We start from the raw sequence: 20,619 nt of genomic DNA, 5'->3' as shown, positions 1-20,619 counted from the left end.
GGGCTGGACGACTTTATACTAAAATCAATATTAAGCAGATCGGTACGCCTTTGGATTATGTTGCCGAATATAACCTCGCCGGTGGCTCTATCTATAATTCTCCTTTCATTTCTTCCGTTCCTCCGGGTATTTCTCCCACTGCAGCCCAGACTGACCCTAATCTTCATTGGGCTTCGAGCCATAGCAATGACCAATCCGGTTATTATAATTGGTACGTGCTCACAGGAGAGAATAATGATACTTACAATCCAAATGCCAAGAAGCTCTTTGATGATGTCTTTTTTAAACTGGGGCATCCCGGTTATGGTTACCACCTGCCTTCCCGCTGGGAGTTGACGGGCGTTTTCTCCTACAGCGGTAATACCCAATATGATTCCCCTACTAATACTTCTAATGTCAACGAGGCTATTGAGTTCGGTGGCATCAAAAAAACTTTCGCCAACGATTATTTCTCTTCGGGTAACGGTGTTTGTTACGCTCTGCGTTTCAAACAAGGTACCGGTAATCCTATCGATGATTCTTCCCTATCCGATTTCCCTCTTGCTACTGATAATAATATGGTTTGTGCTTACCGTTACACCCGCGTGGGTTCGTTTGCCAACCATGACTTTACTTCCCTATTGAAAGTGGATTGTGTTTACTTGGGCAGCGCATTTACAGGAAACATTAGCACTATCAATAATGATTCTTGGTGGGATAGCCATACTTCCAAGGCTGTCGTTCGTATTTTTCCGGCTGCCGGTTATATCTCCTTCCCAACGTTCATTTCGAGTGGTTTGCTCGAAGCCCGAGGCGAATATGGTCGGTATTGGTCGAGCACGGAGTTTCCCAGCCTCCTCGGCAATGCTTGGAACGTGTCTTTCTACTCGTACTCTGCGTTCGCGAACTACAGAGACGTTAAACACCACGGGTTTTCCGTTCGTCTGTTCGCCGATAAATAAGTAAGACGGTATATGACCGATGCAATTTAGTTTGTAAGAAAGTTGATATAAAAAATAGATATATTACTAAAAAAAGAAGAAAAATGAATATAGGATTTCAGACTTCCGGTTTATCCGGTTTCACCCGTGTGGCATATCTGTGGAGGCGACATGCCTCAGCTGTGCTGTGGATTGCAATGGCGGCGCTCCTTCCGACCGCTTGCAGTGATGATGCGGAGCAGTCGGTGCCGCAAGCGAACGGACATACAGCCGTTATTTACCTGAACTTTAAAACCGGTGCTTCAAAACAGGCTGCTGAAATGAACACCTCGCAAAGTTCCGAAACGCGTGCGCCGCTGACACGTGCTATAGATGAAAATGGAATCAATACTGTAGATGTACTTTCATTCAAGGTTGATCCTGCAGATCCTACGAATATAAAGAAAGGTACATTCTTCTACCGTGCACAGGGTACATACGATATCGGCACACAAACCGTACGTGTACAGCTGATGGGAGCTCCCGAACATCAGACACTCGTGGTGCTTGCCAATGTCCGTGAGCAGGTGAATACCCTTGCTGCTGCATTCGGAGAACAGAAAGAGGGGGTAATGAACCGCCTGGCATTCGATGTCGGAACGGATGCCGCACCCGACTTTACGAATGGCATACCCATGTGGGGCGAGCTTCCCAACCAAGCGGTGGGCGAAGGTTTCTCTCCCTCTGGCGCTCCCCAAGAGGTGACGATGATACGTGCGGTAGCTAAGTTCACGCTTATCAATCCTCTTGAATCCGACCTAAAAGGCTTTTTCTATTATTACAACGATCTGCGGCTGTACAATTACCGGGCAAAAGGACGCATTGCACCGGACAACTATAATGTGACGGGCAAGCAAGTGAATACTCCCACCGTACCCGTCGGGGCACGGCAGACACGGGGTACATTCACCTCATTGAACAGCGATGTGTCACCCGGGAATATCGGTATTTTCAACGGCTCACAAAAGACGTTCTACCTGTGCGAGGTGGACAACAAGAACCGCCCCTCGGGCGGGAATGCGCTGGACGACCTTTGTCTGGTTATGCACGTGAAGCCGTATCTCACCGGCTCTAAGCCGTCGGTAGACGGTTACTACCGCCTCGACTTCAAGGACTACGGTTCGGGAGTGCCGATGGATATTCTGCGTAATCATGAATATAAAGTACAAGTGGAAAGTGTGGACGGGTTGCCGGCCCAAACTCCCGAGGAAGCTTTCAAAGGAAACCATACCCTTAAATGCCGTATCGTGCCGTGGAACGAGGTACAAGAAGAAGTAATAGTACGAGGGAACAAACGGCTGACGGTGGACAAACGGGTGTTCGCTTTTGACGGTGATATCCAAATAGGTGTCGCTTCATTACCCGTAAATATAACTACAGAGAATACCAATTGGCAAATAACCGGAAAACCTTCATGGATTTCACTCAGCCAAACCTCGGGTACAGCGGGAGTACCAGCCACGGTTACTATTTCGGCAAACAGTAAGAACTTTACCCAGAATATGCGTAGTGCTGTCCTTTCCATACGAACAGGAAATTCTGCTAACGAATTGGAATATCGTTTGCATGTAAGCCAGCAACCGGCTTGTGGTTTCGGAAATTCCATGAAACTTATGCGTATCGGTGGCAGTAACTATCAGACTACCCGTATGGGTAATGGTGGTGTTTGTTGGATGATAGACGCCAGTAGGGAAGGAGGTCCTAATATGGCTGCTCGTCCTCGTTCATATTCTTTGGCACCAGCTATGGTCGGACCCATTTATTATGGCAGTATTCCCCAACGTGCCTGCCCCGATGGCTGGCGACTCCCTACGGCTTGGGAGGTTATTAATCTGATACAGTCTATAACAGGCTCTTATCCTGTTGTATTTACTCGATTGATAGAAAGCGGTGCGGGAATAGCTAAGTCTTTTCCAGCCATATCTGCCCCCGATGGTGGATATGAAGAAGGCGTTTTAGCTATCTGGACACAAACTCCAATGATATATTCATCACCTCAACGACATTCTCCTGCCTCTGTATTACATACAGGAATATATTGGAATCCTGATATCGGAGCTGGAAAAACAGCGCCCACATATAGGGTTAATCGTAATAGATGGGCCTTAATGCATGGTGCCGGTAATGACATTCATAGTCCGGCCGGGTTACCTGCAGGGTTTAATGAATATTATGGTTATCATTATCTGCTGGGCGGTAGTGTCCGTTGTGTGCATGACCAGTAATTTAACCATTAAACAAACAGCACCATGAAACGATCAACTGTTTTAGTCTTTTTGTTTGGACTGTTTTTGGGGGGCTGTGGCAGTTCCCGTCAGGGCGGTGAAGAGGCGGAAGTTGTGCGACATTACGAATGTCTGCTGCGCGCCCTTGCAACAGATGATTCATAACTCTGGCGTTATTTTCATCTATTACATCTTGATATTCACTTCTTTCTATTACTCTGCCATTTTGATTTTGAGTACATTTTTCTCTTATTGAGCAATTTACACAAGCTGATGTTTTATATACTTTTGATCTATAATTGGGACGGATTCTCCATTTCCCTGTTGTTGTCATTTGTTCTCCACAAGGGCAGATATAATAATCTCCGTCATTTATATAATGAAATTCAGCCAGTGGTATGGAATTCGAATTAGGTGATGTTGATGGCATAGGCGATGAATAAGTACATATTCCTGAATATTTACAGGCTTGTAGTTGGTCGCCGCTAGTATAACCGGCATCGCTAAGTGTGTTGAACGAATCTAATTGTAGTAGTTCCTGGACGGTCAATGCCGCTGTTGATAGTTCTCTTTTATCAGTTGATGCTCCAATATGAGAGTGAACCAATAATTTGTGTTTACTATCAAAGGCTGCTTGAACCGCATATTCAACTCCTGATACATTATTGGTTAACATTAATGCTCTTGAATCTTTGTCTGTTAGACTTATTTGAGTATCATTACTATTCTTCAATTCCGTATCAAGAGTTTCGTATTTCTTACGCCTGTCTTGTTGTAATTTAATCTTAGATTTAAGAAGTTCTTTTTCTTCTTCTTTATCAGTCTTATCTAAAGCTACTTCAAATTCTTCAATACGGTTATCTATATATTCAAGATGTCTGTCTATCTTCTTTTGTGTATAATTGTTTTTGAGACTATTTTGGGCAAATATCTTGAAAGAATCTATACCTATGGTTTCGCCTTCTATCAGACCCATATCCTTTAGCATAAGGACAAACTGCCTAAAGACTTTTCTAAAAGCCTCCGCATTATTTTTTTTTAAATAAGCAATTGTCCGAAAAGAGGGCATTAAGCCTCCTAATAGCCACCATAATTCCACATTTACTTTACAGGAAGTGTTCCAACTTTCTTGATGATCTTATTGAGTGCTTATAACCATATAAATACAATTTTAGTAATGTTGCAGGATTATACGGTGGTCTCCCTTCTGATTGAAGTTTGACATGTTTAAACCCAAGCTCATCTATAGGCAAGATATCCACAAATAAATCGATAAGCCTGCTCATCACCAAGAATGTTTTTCTCATAATCCAATAACTTTAGAAATTATTAATATCAACGTAACAAATCATTCATCTTTCAGATCGACAGTCGGCAAGTTAAAAACTTTTTCGATGCCAATCCAGCTTTCTGCCGCATCATCAAATAGCGTTTCATATTGATCATGGAATCCAAAAAGGTCACTAAAGAAATATGTTTTCAGTGTTGGATACATGCTTACTTTCCATTCGTTGTCAGCTCCATCAGGTACAGAAATAATAAAATCTGTGGACAAGCTACAAGTGGTTATCCCGGCCTTAGCACCTCCATTGACAGCACTCGACGCGTAACAAAACATATTAAAATGTGAAGAAGGTTCGCGTAAATTAAACTACCACCTAAGCTGTGGGCTTCCTTGGGCCGGATTGGTTCTATTGATAACTTCAATATCATTTATTGTTTCCGTATGGCTATTGGAAATGCTTATTCCTCCTGAAATCTCTGGTCCAGTGACACTGACACTTCCTCCTAACTCGAAAGAGACACTGCTGGTATAAGAGCTCTGGCGTTCCGTAGTTTGCGGGGAATGTGCATGAATAATGGCACCATTCGGGTGAACCGGAGCGAATTCCAAATTTACGTCAGTCAGGCAAAAGCCATACCCTTTCATTTTCAGAGTACTGACCTTGGTATGCCATTCTCCATAAAAAGAAGGTTCTACATAGGCTATAAAACCCAGATTTACCAAATAAAAATGTTCTTTCCGGTCTTTGCTATAAGCGGTCCATATCTTAGCTTCTACTTGAAAATTATCGGTTGTCCCTTTACCTTCATGTCCATGAACAGGAGGTGCGGTATAGCTATTTTGACCGATAACGATATAGGCAGATATCAAGTTTTTCAAATCCGACGAACCGTTTGACGGAGCTTTCGGTTCCAGGGCTCTTTGTAAACTTTGACTTGTCATGTCGCAATGAAATCCCTGCCCGTATTCATTAATCGTCTGTACAGATTCTTTGCCATCAGCTCCGGTAGCAGTACTGAGCGCATTGAGCTTGGAATAGAATCCGCTCGCCGACGGAAGCGGTCCAGAAAATACCCACAGCGGCAGTTCGTCCGAATAAGACTCATCTTCCTTCGCATAAGGATTATAGCAATCCAGCAACGTGCAGACGGTATTAAAATCCTCGTTCGTTCCTCCCTCCATCATCATCACGATGCTCCGCTTATGGAACATATCCTTGATGTCAGCCAGCAAATCGGTATCCGACTGAATCCGGTCAATATCCTGCCGGGTAAAGAAGAACGCGTCGCCAACCTCCATCTTCTTTCCCGGAGCATAAGGAACCGCCTCCTTGTAACGGTTTATCATGTTCTCGGATATCATATGGTCTTCTTTGCTCCAGAACGAAAGGTAATAAAGCGTGTTGTTGTGTGTTACGCCTAACTGGTCGGTAGTAGGCAAAGGATCAGTTAGTTTCTCGGGATCATTTACATTGTCGGGGGCGTAGTCATCCTCGTCATCGCCGCACGATGTAGCTACCGCAAGAACCATGTAGCACAACAATAAGTAATGAAGTAAATGAATCTTTTTCATGACTTTTTAAAGGAGAATCCTATTGTTTGTATTATTCAAATTCAAGCTGTAGAACTCATTTGCCGCTTGAAATAGAGTTGTCTTTATTTGAAGTTATTTGGGTAGCATTTTCTTTTACACACGTTAAAATCACCCATAAAACCCTGTTTTACTCTTTTTGGAGATGACGCAGGCTCAACCGACAAGTGCAAAATAAGCGAAAAGATTTAAATTCAGCCCGATTCTTGCCTATAAAAATTGTCTCAATTGTCAGAATCGCACATCTTTGTGGTTTAGAACATTTTAGTTTTGTAGTTTAGGCTATTTTTTGTCGTTTGGGCTATTCCTCCATCCATAACACACCGTATTATTCCGCCTCTGTTTTCCTCCATTTAGGGGTACAGCCCGCATTTTCCTTGAACAGCCTTATAAAATGGCTTGGTGACAAAAAACCGGATTTCTCGGAGATGTCGGCAACCGTCAACCTCGGATATCGCGCAAGCAGACGTTTCGCATATTCTATACGAAGTCCGATAATCCAATCGCGGAACGACATGTCATACGTAGTTTTGATGTACCCGGACAGGTAGGTACGGTTGGTATGAAGCACATCTGAAAGCTCCTTTATGGTAAGGCCGGGCCGGATATAACCGTCCGCATCGATACAACCTTTGATTTTTTTCGCTATTTCGGCATGGAAAAAAGGAGTATCCTGCCTCTGTGCCTGTTCCCGGTTTGTGGTGTCACACAGGTCTTCCTCTTCAGAAGTCATGCCATCTTCCATCGCGTTTTCCACCTGTTCGTAAAACAGCAGATAGTTCAGATAGCAAAGGAAGAGATAAATGTAAAACGGTACCGATGACAGAATCCAGATATAGACGTATTCATCAGGCAGGAATGTCAGCAGTCCGCATCCCACCCCGAATGTGACAGCCCAGTAGGTGAAAATGGAAAGCCATTTGATATAGGCACCGATGTCGTCCGCACGGGTGTCATCGAAAATGCGGATGACCCTGTGATAGGCCCGGAGAAGCCTACGGGTCAAGAACAGCCCATAGATAACCAACCATGCGGCCAAGGCAAACATCACCGTTGTCTGTAAACCACCTTTTGGTAACAACAGCAGAACGATGCCGGAAAGGATGGAAAACAGTATCCATAGACAGATATGCGTCCGTAACCGACGTTTGGTGATATAAAAGCGGTCAAGCAGAGTGGTGAGGGCCGAACTGAACAACCAGTAGCACAAAAAATAGGTGGACAGGTTCATCAGGATGGCGGCATCGGTATTCTTGAACCTGATTCCAAAAAAGAAATGTACCGAATAGTTGGCGGCAAGTAACAGTATGGCTACCCCCATAATTCGCCGGGAACGCAGATAATTATTGAAAATGGCTTTTTCCGAGGTTGGAGCCAACAAAAAATAAAAGCCGAAGAACAACATCAACGGTAGCGCAATACAAAGTGAATAACTGTATATAGATGGTTCCATTTTATTATGCCTAACTATTTTGAATGCAAAATTAGCGAAAATACTGAATATATGGCGGATTTGCCATGACGATTTACTTTCAACACCCTATTTTGATATAATCGAGGGCTTGTTGTATGGTATCCTTGCCATTATGTCATATTGATGGAAAAAGCAGGAAAAGGAATGGTATGTTCCCAATCCTGCCATATATATCCGCACACTCGTTCACATTTTTATACCTTTCGGTTTGCACTCGTCACGGACGTTGAATCCCGGCCGCCCGATGATGATGTGGTCGGCAATAAAATTGCCAGACGGACTGCGTTCATTCACCGAGCTGCGTATCTGCGGCACATCTTCGGTGTGTTGTGGAGATACGTTTCGTACACCTTCCGCATCCGGTTTGACCTCCTGTCCGTCATTCTCCTTTTCGGCGACTTCGGGCGTAGGCGGCTCAAGCTCCAACTGTATCTTTCGGTCGAGTGCTGCAAGTTCGGACTTCAACTGTTTCAGTTCGTCCTCCTTCTTCCATACCTTCCCGGCTATCTCCTACAACTGTGAGACCTCCTTTTCCTGCACCTCGTTCTTCGCCTTGTACTGGTCAATGATGGACGGAATCCTCTCCAATGCGTTCAGGAAATTGCGTGCGGCGGCTACCGGGTCAGCCATCGCCAGCATGCAGCCTATGTCATACAAGGATACTGATACTACGGGAGAACCTGTCGAGCATGTGACAGAACCGGACAAGCAAATTGCGCATTCGGCTCTCGGTGACTACGGACCATTCAGTGTGAAATATGCCACGAAGGACTTTCTCAGCTACGGGAACAAAAAGTTCCGCATATAGATTCTGATTTTGCTTGTTACAGATGGAAGCAACGGCAATATGCCAGAGGAGGCCGGGCTATACAAAAAATAAGGGGCTGTACACATGCGTCAGCTCCTTGTTTTTAAGGGGTAAGCGACTGCTCAACTACATCTTGTGCATTCAATTTTTCAGTGGGATGCACTCCATTGTAAGTGCATCTCAATTTCCATATACCAACTTATCTCAGGGTTGTCATTGAGTGTCAGTCTCGCTTTTTCCCGTTTTTTCCTGCATTTTCCCGGAACTGTCCTGATTATTTTCTCCATACATCCGGTAGCAGTTCCTTCAGGTCTCTGTCTGATTTGGGAGCCAGATAATAGGGGAGTTTACTGATCACATCATTCAGCCACTCTCTGGGGTTGACACCACGTTCCTTACATGAGCCAAGCAAGGAACAGATTATAGCCGTATTCTCAGCCGCTTCGTGGTTTCCGCAGAACAGCATGTTCTTTCTTGATATGACCAGTGGCCTCAGGGCATTCTCACAGCGATTGTTGTCAATGAAAATTCTTCCGTCATGGAGATACGGTTTCATTCTTGGCAGCAGGGAGTAGGCATAGGCTATGGCTTTTCCCATAAGACTTCGTTTTAGAACTTTAGGGTATGTGTTTTTAAGCCAGAGTTCAAAGCTGTCAAGCATCGGTTTGGATAGACGTTGGCGTAATTCAGCACGTCCTTCATACGGGAGTTCCTGTTTATCCGCCATGTATTCCACATTATACATATCCTGGATAAATTTGAGTCCCTGCATGGCATATTCCAGATTTTCTTCCTTGCACAGCTCTATATGTCTGCGGATATGCGCGAGACACCCACACAGACATACGTCCTCCCCATCCTCAAAGGCGTCATAAATGGGATGGCCGTCACTTTGGAGATATCCTTTGAAGTTTTTCAAAAGCCTGACCGCAACTTTTTGTGAACGCGATCCGTTGTCGTAATGGAAGAAGGCAGACGCGGCACAGCCGCTCGGACTATCCAGATGTATTCTTTTACGGCTTTATGCCTGTCGTGGTTTATAACCGGAAGCGTGGTCTCGTCAACCTGGAAGTAATCTGCGGCCAGTACTTTCTTCCTGAGTTCCAGATAAAGTGGCCTGAGAAGCTCGCAGACCGGTCTGAACCAGCCGTCCAATGTGTTTTTGGACAGTTTCACACCCAGATGTTCCAGCTGTTTCACTTGTCGGTAGAACGGGACATGATATTCGTATTTCTGTAAAAGGACCTCAGCGAGCATGGAAGCCCCTGGCATACCTTTATATATGGGCATCAGTGGCATGGGAGCGGTTATTACAGCCTTTTCTCCGTTATCAACGGCCTCCATTTCATTTTTCAGGGCGTATGTGGGACGTACCGTGTCTTTCACATAGAGGTAGCCGGGTTTCATCTCAAGGGTCCTGGTATGTTCCTCGCCTATCTTGACGTATCTGCTTAAATCGACATTCTCCGGTTCGATGACGACTGTTACAACCGGAAGGTTATCCATGACGACCCGGTTACGGCGCGGCGTTTTATTGGCGGCCCGGGACTTGGGGACGGTAATCTGTTCAGCCGCCCTGCTCCGGGCATCTTCGATTTCCGCCTCTATCTGTTCCAGGTCGCCATAGTCAAAAGGGAGCTTCGGGTCTCCGTTATCGACAGGCTTGCATTTCTCACTCATCTTTCCGAACACCTTCCTCTTCAGCCATGCCAGGGAGGCGTTCAACTCAACTATCGTACCCCGGAGTTCTTCTATGGTCCTTGCCTGGGCTGAGATGATCTCACTCTGTTTACGGTTGATATCCAGCAGCTGCTCCATTGAGGGTTCCACAGCTTGTCCGGTTGCATCTTCTTTTGCCATTCAATATCTTTTTTTTGATGATATAAAGATAGTCAAAAACAACAAGAAAAACAAGCCTTCAAGCTGTTTGTTTACAACTGTTTTACCAATGCTTTTTCAAATTGGAAAGCCGTCTTTGCCTGCCTTTGCTGACATCTTCATTGATGCCTTCCACCATAACGACCAGGTCACTCCAGGTCATGGGGTAAGAACGGGTGGCAGGATTATAGGCGGGTATCTTGAAGGTGCCTTCTTCAAGCAGTTTCTCATAAAGGACCAGACCGCCCGGTTCGGCATGGAGCAATTTTATCTTGGTCCGGAAACGGTTGTAGAAAATGAATACCTCCCCACTTCTGATGTCGCCTCCCATCCTCTCATGCACAAGGCCGCAAAGAGTGAACATACCTTTCCTCATGTCCGTATAACCGGGGCACAGGAAATATCTCATGCTGTCATTTAGGCAGAACATTGGCATTATATATTTTAGAGATCAGATTCAGGGCAGCTTCACAGCCGGAAGACCCTTTAAACTTCAACTTCAATCCGTTGGGTAATTCCAAGGATATTTCAGAGCTGTCCTTTCCTTTCAAGGGAAAGGGGACGCTAGGCTGGGGAGATGGCAGGGGAGCCTCGTGAGATATACCGGGGGATGGCGTGTCGCCATTGATTACTATGGGGACAAAGCTGTCTTTAACCCCTAAGCGGGAGGCTTCTGCCAATAACTCCCGCTCCGTTATACCGTATTTTTGTTTCCAAAGATAGAATCTACTACGGCTATAACCTTCATTCTCACAAAAATCAGCAATGGACAAACCACTCTGCTGCTGACGGAAAAGAACGGAGATAAATTTTTCTCTGCTCATCATGTGTTTACGTCGCTGCATCATAGGATATTATTTTTTTTGCAGCAAAAGTAAGGAGGGAAAATGAACTGTAGAAGATGTACTTACTCAGGCGCTTACTTTAAGGGGATATTCGACTTTTAGCCCCCAAAAAGATCAATATTGTTATGTACAACCGTCCAACCTGCGGGTAAAGTGCGCAACTCGGATCTGGACAGCAAGCTGAAAAGAGGCACAAGTATGTAGGCAACCCTGTTATAGCACCGGAATCTGCTGTGTCGCATGAATCAACCGTAGTCCCCGTGAAAGGCATGGCTATACCGCCAAGGGCTGTGGATGAAGTCGCAATGCGGAAAGCCGTCCTTTCCCAGGCAGTTCTCAGGAAGTCTTAAGAAAGAGGGGATAAACATCTGATACGGACAACTCGCAATACGATACGCAACGATGAAAGTGGTGAACAAATCTGGCACTAACGGATGCGCCTCTTTTATATGATTATAATATTAACAAGAAATGCCCGCCATTGTTCTTAAATGCGAATTATAACTTCTTACTGTTGGAAGATTATCTATAAATCGGGCATGAGGGTAAGAGTGCTTACAAACAATTCGGCCCGCTTTATTGGGGGCTGCCAAACCTCGACCGGCACCTGTACCACCCGCGGATATAAATTCGGACCGGAGGTATGGATGGTATTCCGCACACCGGACCAACGTACCCTTGCGGACAGTCCCGAGCCCGGCAAGCCATAATTCCGTCGGGTCAATTGAACAACCGCCTCTCGGAATATGTTCATATCATGGGCCGGTCCCGTATGCAGCTATTTTCCGGGGTACATGACATTGAGGACATACCGCCTGATGCCGACATCCGAGGTTATGTTTAAATTTGTATATTAATTTATATTTTTATATATTTGCAACAGTTGTTGTCTAATTTACATCAGAATGACACGTGTTCGGAATATGGGAAGAATACTGTCCGCATTCCTCATGCTGGGAATTTCCTCCATGTGCGGAGCCCAGATATATAAATACTTGGGAATAGAGGACGGATTGAGTAACCGGAGGATTTACCGTATCCAAAAAGACGGGAGGGGATACATGTGGTTCCTCACCCAGGAGGGGATGGACCGTTATGACGGCAAGCGGATCAGGCATTACACTGTTCTTGACGGCAATCTGAAGGTGGCCCCGCAAGTCAATCTGAACTGGCTCTACACCGACACGGAGAACACGCTGTGGGTTGTGGGAAGGAAAGGCCGTATTTTCCATTACGACACCCTCCATGACCGTTTCCGGATGGTATACAGGATACCCGGTCTTCAGGATGACTTCGCCACGGGCATGCTCTGTTACGCCTATATGGACCGTGGGGACCGCATATGGCTCTGTCAGGGTGACCATATCATCCGCTATGACACCCGCACAGGCATTGCGCAGCGGCTGGTCTCCCGTTTAAGAGGTGATATAACCGCTATCAGCGAGACGGACGGTACAAACCTTTTCATCGGTACCGTGAACGGACTTTTTCCGGTACGGGAAAGGGACGGTGTCCTTGAGGCGCTTGCGGACACGGACAGCATCCGGACGCCGGTCAGCGAACTCTACTACCACCCCGGTTCGAAGAAACTGTTCGTGGGAACCTTCAGGAAGGGCATACTTGTATACGGAGTGTCCGCAGGCAGTACGCTGCGGAATGTGGCCGTCAACCGGATCACCCCTCTCAATGACCGGGAGCTGCTGATAGCCACGGGCGGAAGGGGGGTATACAGGATGGATATGGACTCGCTAGTGCCCAAACCCTATATAACCGCCGACTACGCCAGCCACAACGGCATGAACGGAGACAATATCAATGACATTTATGTGGATGGCGGGGACCGTATCTGGCTTGCCAACTACCCCGCCGGAGTCACAATCCGGAATAACCGCTACCAGAGCTATGAATGGTTCCGGCACTCACCGGGCAACAGCCGGTCGCTGGTTAACGATCAGGTGCATGATGTCATCGAAGACAGCGAAGGCGACTTGTGGTTCGCCACCAGCAACGGGATCAGCCTGCTGCAGCCTGCGGTAGGACGGTGGCGCTCCTTTCTCAGCCGGTCCGATGGGATACAGGATGGCGGGAACCATATCTTCCTGACGCTCTGCGAGGTCTCGCCGGGTGTCATCTGCGCCGGCGGGTACGCTTCGGGCCTGTACAGGATCGAAAAGAAAACCGGGAGGGTGGAATACTTTCCCCCCTCCTTTGCAGCAGAGGGGCGTCCAGACCAGTATATCAATGACATCGGAAAAGATTCCGGAGGATGTATATGGACAGGGGGCTGCCACAATCTCAAACGTTTCGATCCCCATGACGGCACAGTACGCCTGTACCCGGTCCCGGGCCCCATCACCGCCATACTGGAGAAGGCTCCGGAATGGATGTGGATCGGTACCGGCATGGGGTTGTACCTGCTTGACGGGCACGGGGGGACCTGCAGACATATCGCCTTTCCAGTCGAGGCGGTTCATGTCTATGCACTGTACCAGGCACCGGACGGGCTCCTGTATATCGGCACCGGCGGGGCGGGACTTCTCGTCTATGACAGCGTGGAGGACAGGTTCGTCCGCCAATACCAGACCGAGAACTGCGCCCTGATATCCAATAACATCCATACCATTGTCCCCCGTGCGGACGGCACCCTGCTACTGGGGACCGAAAACAGCGTGGCCCTGTTCCGGCGTGAGAGCGGCACTTTCAGAAACTGGACGGCAGAACAAGGGCTGGCAAGCGTATGCCTCAATGCCGGGGTATCCACTTTCCGGCACGGGGAAAGCTTCGTGTTCGGGAGTAACACCGGAGCCGTCATGTTCCCCTCCGACATGAGGATACCCGCCCCGCATTTTTCTCGGATGCTCCTGCGGGATTTCATGATCTCCTACCGCCCCGTCTATCCCGGGGACAAGGGATCCCCCTTGAGGGAGGATATTGACAATACCGTCAGGCTGGAACTTGCATATGACCAGAATACCTTCTCCCTGGAAGCTGTCTCCATCAACTACGACTATCCCTCGAACATCCTATATTCATGGAAATTGGAGGGGCTCTACGAGGGCTGGAGCCATCCGGTCCAGAGCGGGCGGATACAGTTCACGAGCCTGCCCCCAGGCAACTACACCCTGCGTATCCGTGCCGTCTCCAATGAGGAGAAATACAAGGTGTATGAGGAAAGAAGCCTCGGTCTGAGTGTCGCCCGGCCGCTGTGGGCGGGTACATGGGCCATTGCCGGATATGCGTCATTGTGTGTGTTGGCTGGGGTGGTGTCTTTTCGCGTTGCCATGTTGCGCAGGCAGAAAAGGATATCAGACGAAAAGACGTGCTTCTTCATACATACTGCCCATGATGTCCGTACTCCGCTTACGCTGATCAAGGCTCCGCTGGAAGAGGTGGTGGAGAAAGACATGGTGAAGGCGGAGGGGATGGACAATGTACGGATGGCCCTGAAAAGCGTGGACGGACTTCTGGGATTGGTCACCAGCCTGATAGATTTCGAGAGTACGGACAACTACACCTTGAGACTTCATGTCTCGGAATATGAGCTCAACAGTTATCTGGAGACGACCTGTGAGGCATTCCGCACATATGCCTCCATCAGGGACATCGATATCACCCGTGAGAGCGGCTTCCCTTACCTGAATGTCCGGTTTGACAAGGACAAAATGGACTCTATATTGAAGAATATACTGTCCAACGCACTGAAGTACACTCCACGGGGCGGGAGTATCCAGGTCCGTGCCTTCGCGGACCGGCATGTATGGGGTGTGGAAGTGGAAGACACGGGGATTGGCATTCCACCTGAGGAACGGAAGAAACTGTTCAGGAACCATTTCAGGGGCAGTAATGCCGTCAATCTGCAAGTGGCGGGAAACGGTGTCGGACTGATGATGGTACATAGGCTGGTAAGGCTGCACGGAGGCAGGGTCCGCGTTACCAGTACCGAGGGGAAGGGGACCATGGTATGTGTTATTTTTCCCCTGAGGAGCAGACGCCTTGACAAGGCATGCCCCGTTGCTTCGCCCAGGAAACAGGATACCGGGGAAACCCGCATGGGACCGGATTGCGGCCCCATGCGTGAGATCCTTCCAACAATGACCGGCGGGGACCGGCAGCGTATTCTTATTGTGGAGGACAATGACGATTTGCGGACCTACCTTGAGGGGCTGCTGAAAGAGGAATACCTGGTCCAAACCTGTTCCAACGGACGGGACGCGCTGCTTGTGGCGAGAGAATACAATCCGGACCTGATACTTTCGGACGTTATGATGCCTGAAATGGGAGGGGACGAACTTTGCGCGTCCGTCAAATCCGATATTGAGACATCCCATATCCCGGTCATGCTGCTGACCGCCTTGGGAGATGAGAAGGACATGCTGGAGGGGCTGGAAAACGGAGCTGACGCCTATATCACCAAACCGTTTAGCATAAACGTGCTCAGGGCGAATATCAGGAACATACTGGCAAACCGGGCACTGCTCAAACGGGCATACGCCGGTCTTGAGGACGGAGTCGGACAGGTTCCGCCGGACTGCCACAATACCCGGGACTGGAAATTCATGGCCTCCGTAAGGGAATGCGTCATGAAGAATATCGACAACCCCGGTTTCTGTGTGGACATGCTCTGTGGCATGCAGAACATGAGCCGCACCGGATTTTTCAACAAGTTGAAGGCGCTCACCGGCCATGCCCCGGCTGACTATATCCGCTCCATGCGGCTGCAATATGCGGCACAACTGCTCAGGGAAAAAGACTGTTCGATAACGGAAATCTCGGATGACTCGGGGTTCTCCGATGTCAGATATTTCAGGGAGGTGTTCAGGAAGTACTATGGAATGAGCCCGAGTGAGTACAGGAATTCGATGAGAGGATAACATCACGGGCAGACAGACTCCAGGATATGGCAGGTCTTATTGTCGGAGATGGTGTATGTTTCGCTCCGCACCGACAAGCCGGGCACGGTTAACTCGTTCACCGTAATGATGAAGGCGAACAGCCGCCCTGCCCCAGTATTGAGGCTCGTGCCTGATAGGGATAGTAGAAATAATAGTGTTCGTCCAACAGCCCGCCTGTGAGCGGTGTCGGACTTTCAGTTTTCCATACGAGACCGCCCGTGTCGGCATCCCTCTCGGCTGTCAGTTTCACGTTGGAATAGACTGTTTGAGTGCCCCGCACCACGTATAGGCCGCAGGCCCCGCCTTCGGAAAACTTGGTTTGGCAGCCATTCTCCACAGTACGGGTGGTTTTGCGAACAGCCGACGTATATCCACCATCGGTAACGGAGAAAGTAAGTTGCTGCGCCTTGTCTTGGTTGCCCGGGAGCTCTTCTTGCGTACAGGCGGCAAGCGATAGGAGCACCGCCGCCGGAATCGAATGTAGAATGCTTTGCTACAGTTTCTTTCTTTAATGTGATTAAAAAGCGCACACGGCCAGAAACCTAACTTTATAAGTACTTATCATTACTTTCCAGAGTGGCATCTGGAAAGTGTATGGCATATGCATTGTTAGGGCTATAATATGCCTCCGTAGACGACCAGTAAGAGGTGGTATAAATTGGCGTCGGACCGCCGGCAGCGACGAGGGATGGGTTGACTATATAATTCCAAATTTCGGCATTCGGAAAATCTTTCATCATAATCTTATCATCAGTAAGTCGGGCTGGGGTTAGTCTGCCTGTGGGGTCAGTGTCTTTCGGTATACAGAAGACGACACCGGCGACCGTCTTGCCCGCTACGGATTGCGGCTTCGGGTCTGCGATGACCTGAGCTTTCCCATTGGGATAGCGTTTGCGCAGTCCGCCGTCCGAAGTGCTCCTGCCCGAATAGATGTAGTCCCCAGCCTTCACTTCATCGGCAGTGTAGTGTATTGTTTTGGCTACCGCCACATTCTCCTCGCCGCCATCAATCCAGGTGTTGCCCGGCACCGTCTGCACCACGTCTATTTCATTCGTTTTTCCTCCGTGACACCTTCGCCCGCCATGAGCGTGAACTCTACTTTTGCCATGCGGTGGTTGAAACGGAGGCTGACGGCTTGGTCATAACCTCCCACTACGGTGACGTATAGAAGGCCGAAGCCGGCATACCCGCCACTTTGGTCGATATCGGCATTCGGAGTCCGTGCCGTGACACATGTCTCGGTAGTGCTCTTCCGGTAAATGGTGTTTTCAGCATCCTTTGGGACAGTATTGCCCGAGGCGTCCATTACGTACCTTTGGAGGCTGAGCATGCCATCCAGCATCACTCCTATCTCCTTGCCGCCGGCACGGGGGTGCGGTTGCGCCACCTCCGCTGTCAGTCGCAATGGGTACTTGCCATCGGGTAAACGTGTAGTAGATTCTCCCGTTTCCATCTTGCCGCAAGAGACGAGTAGCCCGCCCGCGAGCATCAACATCGGCTACCAGCCGCTGATGCGCATCCATCGTCCGGAATATCCTGTTCCTTTCACATCGTTATTTTTCTTTGTTTTATGTGGTTAGAAAGCGCACACGGCACGCACATTGAGTGCGCCGTCCTTTTCGCTGAGCTGTGCGAAGGCATTGTAGAAATACACGCTAAAAGCGCCATTCTTATTACTGGGGCTCTCCGAAGAAGACCAGAAACGTTTATGGTTATTGCGCGGTGACAATGCGTCACCGCCAACGGCGGAGATGGAGACTTCGACTATATCCCTCGTCTCTGTGTTGTCCCGTGTGTACGCAATATTATCGACATCCTTATAACATAGCATGTGCAGTTCCTTTACCGACGGCAAGAACCATCCGGTGCTGTTTGCCGGGGCTGGATTATTTGCGATAAATGTTTTCAGGACCTCAGCAGGATTGACCAAGGCATCGGTTTTGCCGTTTGTCTTGCAATATCCGTTATACGCCCACAGCACTTTCGTGTTCTGGTAACCGAGTATCCTGTTTATGTTGCCGGTCGCATCGAAACCAGTGGCAATGTTTACGTACTCATCCTTATCGACAGGATTGAAATCTGTTCCTCTTTGAAAATCCGCCACCCAGTCGTTAACGTTTTGCCACGAGACGTTGCCCGGAGCATCTTTAATCGACACGGCAAGGCCATGGGTGCAATTGGGATGTTCTTTCACCATAATCTTGTCGAAATCCAGAGACGCCGGCGTGATCCGTCCTTCAGGATTGGTCTCTGCCGGTGTCCAGAAGACGATGGCCGCCACGCTTGCCTTCTGCTCCTCGGTCAGGGTAGTACCCTTAGGCAGCAGGTTGCCGTCGGCGAGCAGGTAATCTCCCCGTTGCATCGTGTAGTCCTTTACAGTTGTCACCGCGCCGTCCACCTTGTATCTCTTGTAACTGCCGGTAGAAAGGCCGGACGGGGTTATGGTGAACTCCTTGCTTCCCTCGTCATAATGTCCTTCGATAGTCGGTGCGGGAGTCGCGTGATTCACCAAGTAGCGGTATGTACCATCGTTCACGCGCAGCGGCTGGGCAATGCCAGAGAATGTAGTGGCGGGTGACACGGCGTAATCAGGAATCCTCTCGTCGGTAAACTTGTATTTAACGGTATTCGGCATCTCGATGACGGCCAATGCCATACGATGGTTCATGGTGAAAGAGAGGTGGAGGGTGTTGTCTTCCCCTGTCGTTGCGGAGCCTTCGGCAGTCATCAAGTCGGAGGCGGTATATGCCGCATGAGTACTTTGGTCGTCCTGAGGCTGCCAAGCGGAAACCAACGGGGCGAAGAATTCCGTGTCGGTCAAGGCTGAGCCTGTGGGAGTGGCAGTCTTTCCGCTCATATCCGTTTAGTAGGGATAGTAGAGGTAGTAGTGCTCATCCGACAATCCCCCCACAAGTGTCGTGTTGTCCTTGGACTTCCACACGAGGTCGCCCGTGGCGGCATCCCTCTCTGCGGTCAGTTTCACGTTGGAATAGAGGGTTTGAGTGCCGTGCGTCACGTATCGCCGTCAGGCATGTTTTTCCTGCCGCTATGAACAACGGCGGGGGTATATGGTTATCCGGATGTTGCCGATGGAAAAAATCGGCTGGAAGAAGAAATAAATTTCTCGCAACGTTTCACAACAGCTTTGACCTGATGCTTTTCAACACACGCCACACCGTCATGCCTGAGAGCTTTATTCTCTTCCTAAGCAGATAGTTGGCAATCCGTTGCGCTCCCCATCTTCTTGTCTCACGCACAGATTAAGGATAATGGTTTCAATTTCAGGTGTTATCTTCATATTGGCAAGTCTTGATGAACGTTTAGACTTATCGGACAATTCCGACTTGCCTTGTTCTTTCTCGCAATTTATCCAACGGTATAACGTGGAACGGGTAATCCCGCACCGAAGGGCAGTTTTTGTCACAGAACCCGTTTCGACGTATAGCTCAAGCCATTTTTGGCGCATCCGTATATCTTCTTTCATGCAACGAAGATACGGATTAAGATTTGCCAACGAAAAGAAAAAGTGTAGCGTATCTATTGATACTTTGCAATTAAATACTACTCCGCTTTTCAGCCATCTCCTTAATACCAGCCTGTCAATCTACACATTGTTGAGAAGCCATTCATGATTAATATGATCAAAACAACCCTTAATGTCACCTTCCAGTATCCATTGTGGTAAACAGTCTCTACTCAACCATCTATGAAGTGCGTCTATTGCATCCGCAGTACTTCTAAACTTTCTGAACCCATATGAGTTCGCATCCGCTTCACTTTCAGTTATAAGTTCTAAAGCCATAAGATATATCCTGCACGGCTCTGTCCTTCATGGTTGGTATTCCCAAAGATCTTGTCTTGCCATTTGCTTTGGCTATGTTGACCTTCCTCAGCGGGAAGGCCTTATATCCTCTCCTTTTCAATAAACATATAGCTTCTATTTTCTTGGCATCAGTGTCCCACTTCATATGGTCAACCCCTGCCGTACGTTTACCTTTATTGGAAGTTACTTTCCTTATCGCCAATGCCTTGGCTTCGTAGGAAGTGGCAAGTAGGTACCGTAAGGCCTTTACCTTGTTGTACCTCTTTTCTTTGTGGGCCTTTGCTATTCGGACCTGCAGTTTTCTCACTTTACGCTCATATTTGGAAGAATCGATATCTTTTCATGTCGTGTTTCGTACGGTTAAAGATGCACACTCGGCTTTTGCCTTGCTCATTTGCAGTTTCTTCATTTTATTAAAGTTCTACAATCGTTTCACAAAGAATTACCCTGCGGAAGTCTGCCTGATTTCGCATGGGGTGATGTTTAAACCTCTATCCTCCGCATTACACAGAATCATTCACTTTCTCCGCAATCCTTTACCCGCACCACATTCGGCTTTTCTTGCAATTGGCTTACCTGCCTGACATAGACAGGAGAAATACGGGTTTACCAAGTTCCGTACAAGTAACTGACGCCCGACTTAGAGCCCGCCCCTCCACCGCCAGTATGATGTCCGTGTAGCCTTACATTCCCAAAAGACTATCCTGACTACCCACCTTTTGGCTATAGCTTATAAATATCCGTAAGCTATTTCTTTATTACGATGGTGTAGCGATTCACATATGTTACTCATATCAGTCAGCCTAACAGCCTATACATTGGATATTTCTGTAAAGGACT

20 protein-coding genes and 2 pseudogenes are annotated in these 20,619 nt (G+C 48.1%); 5 read left to right on the top strand and 17 right to left on the bottom strand.

Going from position 1 to position 20,619, the window contains the following annotated elements; all coding sequences use genetic code 11:
* Window positions 1-50: 50 nt before the first annotated feature.
* Window positions 51-941, top strand: coding sequence for a hypothetical protein (locus tag AB5217_RS18340; RefSeq protein ID WP_032844647.1), 891 nt, complete (start codon window positions 51-53; stop codon window positions 939-941).
* A gap of 83 nt (window positions 942-1,024) precedes the next feature.
* The gene (locus tag AB5217_RS18335; protein ID WP_004308145.1) at window positions 1,025-3,184 is read left to right on the top strand and encodes a BACON domain-containing protein; all 2,160 of its coding nucleotides are present in this window, start codon (window positions 1,025-1,027) and stop codon (window positions 3,182-3,184) included.
* Window position 3,185: 1 nt separating this feature from the next.
* Here the strand turns inward: AB5217_RS18335 and AB5217_RS18330 are convergent, their stop codons facing one another.
* The 6 genes and pseudogenes from AB5217_RS18330 to AB5217_RS18305 form a co-directional block, all read right to left on the bottom strand.
* Window positions 3,186-4,283 carry a transposase gene (locus tag AB5217_RS18330; protein WP_032854232.1) on the bottom strand — a complete coding sequence of 366 codons (1,098 nt, stop codon included), beginning with the start codon at window positions 4,281-4,283 and terminating at the stop codon, window positions 3,186-3,188.
* 7 nt (window positions 4,284-4,290) lie between these two features.
* The gene (locus tag AB5217_RS18325) at window positions 4,291-4,470 is read right to left on the bottom strand and encodes a transposase (RefSeq protein ID WP_224263081.1); all 180 of its coding nucleotides are present in this window, start codon (window positions 4,468-4,470) and stop codon (window positions 4,291-4,293) included.
* Window positions 4,471-4,532: 62 nt separating this feature from the next.
* Window positions 4,533-4,802: a hypothetical protein gene (locus tag AB5217_RS18320; RefSeq protein WP_004318665.1), complete on the bottom strand. Its 270-nt coding sequence runs from the start codon at window positions 4,800-4,802 to the stop codon at window positions 4,533-4,535.
* A gap of 33 nt (window positions 4,803-4,835) precedes the next feature.
* Window positions 4,836-6,041, bottom strand: coding sequence for a hypothetical protein (locus AB5217_RS18315; RefSeq protein WP_004308143.1), 1,206 nt, complete (start codon window positions 6,039-6,041; stop codon window positions 4,836-4,838).
* Between the two features lie 346 nt (window positions 6,042-6,387).
* On the bottom strand, window positions 6,388-7,512 hold the full coding sequence (locus AB5217_RS18310; RefSeq protein ID WP_004318663.1) for a helix-turn-helix transcriptional regulator: 1,125 nt from the start codon (window positions 7,510-7,512) through the stop codon (window positions 6,388-6,390).
* 207 nt (window positions 7,513-7,719) lie between these two features.
* Window positions 7,720-8,169: pseudogene (locus AB5217_RS18305) on the bottom strand (DNA methylase); the annotation flags it as partial.
* A gap of 10 nt (window positions 8,170-8,179) precedes the next feature.
* Here AB5217_RS18305 and AB5217_RS18300 point away from each other — a divergent pair.
* Complete coding sequence (locus AB5217_RS18300; RefSeq protein WP_004314566.1) at window positions 8,180-8,341, top strand: hypothetical protein; 162 nt, start codon at window positions 8,180-8,182, stop codon at window positions 8,339-8,341.
* 274 nt (window positions 8,342-8,615) lie between these two features.
* On the opposite strand, the pseudogene tnpC reads toward AB5217_RS18300, so the two are convergent.
* The 3 genes and pseudogenes from tnpC to tnpA form a co-directional block, all read right to left on the bottom strand.
* Window positions 8,616-10,201: pseudogene (gene tnpC, locus AB5217_RS24970) on the bottom strand (IS66 family transposase).
* An 82-nt stretch (window positions 10,202-10,283) separates the two neighbouring features.
* On the bottom strand, window positions 10,284-10,628 hold the full coding sequence (gene tnpB, locus AB5217_RS18285) for an IS66 family insertion sequence element accessory protein TnpB (protein ID WP_074759520.1): 345 nt from the start codon (window positions 10,626-10,628) through the stop codon (window positions 10,284-10,286).
* Window positions 10,629-10,632: 4 nt separating this feature from the next.
* Window positions 10,633-11,067: an IS66 family insertion sequence element accessory protein TnpA gene (gene tnpA, locus AB5217_RS18280; RefSeq protein ID WP_004308135.1), complete on the bottom strand. Its 435-nt coding sequence runs from the start codon at window positions 11,065-11,067 to the stop codon at window positions 10,633-10,635.
* Window positions 11,068-11,603: 536 nt separating this feature from the next.
* On the opposite strand from tnpA, the gene AB5217_RS18275 reads away from it, so the two are divergent.
* Window positions 11,604-11,774, top strand: a complete 171-nt coding sequence (locus AB5217_RS18275) for a hypothetical protein (RefSeq protein ID WP_008643590.1) — start codon at window positions 11,604-11,606, stop codon at window positions 11,772-11,774.
* Between the two features lie 195 nt (window positions 11,775-11,969).
* Window positions 11,970-15,935, top strand: coding sequence for an ATP-binding protein (locus tag AB5217_RS18270; RefSeq protein ID WP_004308134.1), 3,966 nt, complete (start codon window positions 11,970-11,972; stop codon window positions 15,933-15,935).
* A 97-nt stretch (window positions 15,936-16,032) separates the two neighbouring features.
* On the opposite strand, the gene AB5217_RS18265 is transcribed toward AB5217_RS18270, so the two are convergent.
* From AB5217_RS18265 to AB5217_RS18230, 8 genes are all read right to left on the bottom strand, one after another.
* Window positions 16,033-16,206 carry a hypothetical protein gene (locus AB5217_RS18265; RefSeq protein ID WP_004308133.1) on the bottom strand — a complete coding sequence of 58 codons (174 nt, stop codon included), beginning with the start codon at window positions 16,204-16,206 and terminating at the stop codon, window positions 16,033-16,035.
* A gap of 298 nt (window positions 16,207-16,504) precedes the next feature.
* Window positions 16,505-16,996 carry a hypothetical protein gene (locus tag AB5217_RS18260; protein WP_004318655.1) on the bottom strand — a complete coding sequence of 164 codons (492 nt, stop codon included), beginning with the start codon at window positions 16,994-16,996 and terminating at the stop codon, window positions 16,505-16,507.
* A 2-nt stretch (window positions 16,997-16,998) separates the two neighbouring features.
* Window positions 16,999-17,262, bottom strand: coding sequence for a fimbrillin family protein (locus tag AB5217_RS18255; protein ID WP_225483525.1), 264 nt, complete (start codon window positions 17,260-17,262; stop codon window positions 16,999-17,001).
* A complete protein-coding gene (locus AB5217_RS18250; RefSeq protein ID WP_225483524.1) occupies window positions 17,225-17,479 on the bottom strand; it encodes a hypothetical protein in 255 nt (84 codons plus the stop codon). Before AB5217_RS18250 ends, AB5217_RS18255 begins: the two co-directional genes overlap by 38 nt.
* Window positions 17,480-17,532: 53 nt before the next feature.
* Complete coding sequence (locus AB5217_RS18245; RefSeq protein ID WP_004308132.1) at window positions 17,533-18,813, bottom strand: fimbrillin family protein; 1,281 nt, start codon at window positions 18,811-18,813, stop codon at window positions 17,533-17,535.
* Window positions 18,814-19,149: 336 nt separating this feature from the next.
* Window positions 19,150-19,440, bottom strand: a complete 291-nt coding sequence (locus AB5217_RS18240; protein WP_008771115.1) for a helix-turn-helix domain-containing protein — start codon at window positions 19,438-19,440, stop codon at window positions 19,150-19,152.
* A gap of 120 nt (window positions 19,441-19,560) precedes the next feature.
* Complete coding sequence (locus tag AB5217_RS18235; RefSeq protein ID WP_008775183.1) at window positions 19,561-19,758, bottom strand: reverse transcriptase domain-containing protein; 198 nt, start codon at window positions 19,756-19,758, stop codon at window positions 19,561-19,563.
* Window positions 19,736-20,086, bottom strand: coding sequence for a reverse transcriptase N-terminal domain-containing protein (locus AB5217_RS18230; protein ID WP_004308130.1), 351 nt, complete (start codon window positions 20,084-20,086; stop codon window positions 19,736-19,738). Before AB5217_RS18230 ends, AB5217_RS18235 begins: the two co-directional genes overlap by 23 nt.
* Window positions 20,087-20,619 lie beyond the last annotated feature (533 nt).

It is taken from the genome of Bacteroides sp. MSSM.1001136sp1_RTP21357st2_D2_RTP21359_211015 (genome assembly GCF_040913205.1).
In the GTDB taxonomy this organism is placed as follows: Bacteria; Bacteroidota; Bacteroidia; order Bacteroidales; family Bacteroidaceae; genus Bacteroides; species Bacteroides ovatus.
This window is presented reverse-complemented; position numbering and strand designations above follow the sequence as displayed.

Bases quoted from the DNA above. Each gene is read 5' to 3' on its own strand.
- AB5217_RS18325 (WP_224263081.1), bottom strand. From the start codon at position 4,470: ATGAGCAGGCTTATCGATTTATTTGTGGATATCTTGCCTATAGATGAG.
- AB5217_RS18240 (WP_008771115.1), bottom strand. From the start codon at position 19,440: ATGAAAGAAGATATACGGATGCGCCAAAAATGGCTTGAGCTATACGTC.
- AB5217_RS18320 (WP_004318665.1), bottom strand. From the start codon at position 4,802: ATGTTTTGTTACGCGTCGAGTGCTGTCAATGGAGGTGCTAAGGCCGGG.
- AB5217_RS18270 (WP_004308134.1), top strand. From the start codon at position 11,970: ATGACACGTGTTCGGAATATGGGAAGAATACTGTCCGCATTCCTCATG.
- tnpA (WP_004308135.1), bottom strand. From the start codon at position 11,067: ATGATGCAGCGACGTAAACACATGATGAGCAGAGAAAAATTTATCTCC.
- AB5217_RS18315 (WP_004308143.1), bottom strand. From the start codon at position 6,041: ATGAAAAAGATTCATTTACTTCATTACTTATTGTTGTGCTACATGGTT.
- AB5217_RS18250 (WP_225483524.1), bottom strand. From the start codon at position 17,479: ATGGATGCGCATCAGCGGCTGGTAGCCGATGTTGATGCTCGCGGGCGG.
- AB5217_RS18245 (WP_004308132.1), bottom strand. From the start codon at position 18,813: ATGAGCGGAAAGACTGCCACTCCCACAGGCTCAGCCTTGACCGACACG.
- AB5217_RS18310 (WP_004318663.1), bottom strand. From the start codon at position 7,512: ATGGAACCATCTATATACAGTTATTCACTTTGTATTGCGCTACCGTTG.
- AB5217_RS18275 (WP_008643590.1), top strand. From the start codon at position 11,604: ATGAGGGTAAGAGTGCTTACAAACAATTCGGCCCGCTTTATTGGGGGC.
- AB5217_RS18300 (WP_004314566.1), top strand. From the start codon at position 8,180: ATGTCATACAAGGATACTGATACTACGGGAGAACCTGTCGAGCATGTG.
- tnpB (WP_074759520.1), bottom strand. From the start codon at position 10,628: ATGAGATATTTCCTGTGCCCCGGTTATACGGACATGAGGAAAGGTATG.
- AB5217_RS18255 (WP_225483525.1), bottom strand. From the start codon at position 17,262: ATGGACGCCTCGGGCAATACTGTCCCAAAGGATGCTGAAAACACCATT.
- AB5217_RS18235 (WP_008775183.1), bottom strand. From the start codon at position 19,758: ATGGCTTTAGAACTTATAACTGAAAGTGAAGCGGATGCGAACTCATAT.
- AB5217_RS18335 (WP_004308145.1), top strand. From the start codon at position 1,025: ATGAATATAGGATTTCAGACTTCCGGTTTATCCGGTTTCACCCGTGTG.